The organism is Lewinella sp., from assembly GCF_050633125.1.
Lineage (GTDB): Bacteria > Bacteroidota > Bacteroidia > Chitinophagales > Saprospiraceae > Lewinella.
Genome location: NZ_JBOEFX010000243.1, coordinates 1 through 1074 on the forward strand (window position 1 = coordinate 1; position 1074 = coordinate 1074).

1 protein-coding gene is annotated in these 1074 nt (G+C 41.5%); it reads right to left on the reverse strand.

Going from position 1 to position 1074, the window contains the following annotated elements; translation table 11 throughout:
- On the reverse strand, positions 1–893 hold an 893-nt coding region (locus ACRBG0_RS28645), incomplete at its 3' end, for an ISAs1 family transposase (protein WP_431490244.1).
- Positions 894–1074 lie beyond the last annotated feature (181 nt).

A 1074-nucleotide genomic window follows, 5' to 3' on the forward strand; every position in this document is an offset into this window, starting at 1 on the left:
GCATCCTCATTGAACGTAACGTCAAGGTGCCAGTGTAAATGGTTCTCAATACTCCAATGACTCCGAACCAAGTTGTTGAAATACTCTGCATCTTTCATCGCTTCGCTACTGATGTAATACCTTGTGTTCATTGACTTTACACCAAGTATCACCCTACTTGATTCAACTTTTGTTATCGTCCTAATACTTGGCCAAGCATCAAGTAACTTAGGACTCAGTGCTTGGTCAGCTGATAGGATGCTACAGCTTCTTGTTTCGTAACGGCCATGATCGTACTCCCAACTCTGATCGAAACCCTCTTGAGGTGAATGTTGAAACGACTCCACCACTTCTTCTAATAGCTCAGCTTGATTTCCTTTCACTGCCAGTAAGTAATCGCCTTGTTGGGCTACAATTTGAGCAGCGATTTCCTTTTGGCAGCCAACCGCATCAATAGTTACTACGCAGTCAGTGATATCCAAGTCATGAAGAATCTCAGGAATGGCGGTAATCTCATTGCTCTTGTCTTTTACTTTTTTCTGACCAATACAAATGCCGGTTTCACTAGCCCAGGCACTTAAGATATAAAGCCCTGAATTACCGCGACTATGAGGACTTACTCCTTTTATTTTTTTGCCATCCAAGCTAATCACCTGACTATTAACATGATCGATTAAGGCTTTGCCGTCTTTTTTCAAAACTCGGATAAGTTCATCAGAATCAATCAGTTGAAAAGATCGATTGAAGGTGTCGTGAGAAGGGATACCGTTTGGTAAAAGGATTTTCGTCTTCAGCCAATCGTATCGTTCTTCCGCAAAAGATACCATATCTTCGAAGTCTTCGCCGTTGGATAATAAGGTACACAGCCCGATAAATAAAATATCAGACAGCTGATGAAGGCAGCGACCCGGCACTCGTGGATCTCTTATGCTGCTAAATAGTTCGCGTATGTCTTTGTCATGCTGCTCAAGTTAAGCATTTGGTGCGTTTGCCCTAGTACAGATATAGGTTTTGATTATATACTCCCCTAATTCTTAACTCTATGAAACTTCAAGCTAAAATTAGACTTTTGCCCAGTAGTGTCCGGTTAAAAAA